General features: G+C 61.5%; 1 protein-coding gene. It reads left to right on the top strand.

Features of this window, described 5'->3' with window-relative positions:
• Nucleotides 1-213 (top strand): immunoglobulin-like domain-containing protein (locus tag ACLEJP_RS25635; RefSeq protein ID WP_440810943.1); only part of this gene is annotated, 213 nt, incomplete at both ends.

Genomic DNA, 213 nt, shown 5'->3' with positions numbered 1-213 from the left:
AAGCCGGCCAGACCAGCGCAGCGTACGAGCACGCAGCTCAAGGTGATGACGTCTACAAGGACGCGGGTGAAGTCAGCCTGGGCATCAAGTCCGCTGTGGACGTCGATGGCCGAGCCTTCGAGAATCTGCAACTGGGCGGTGCAGCCAAGGTCCAGGTCACCGACACCACTGACGAAGTGGTGGCCAAGCTGACTGCTACTCCTTCGGTTACCG

The sequence above is a fragment of the Pseudomonas sp. SMV7 genome (assembly GCF_052041995.1).
Classification (GTDB): domain Bacteria; phylum Pseudomonadota; class Gammaproteobacteria; order Pseudomonadales; family Pseudomonadaceae; genus Aquipseudomonas.
The sequence above is the reverse complement of the archived record's forward strand: the minus strand, read 5'-3'. Positions and strand labels throughout refer to the sequence as shown.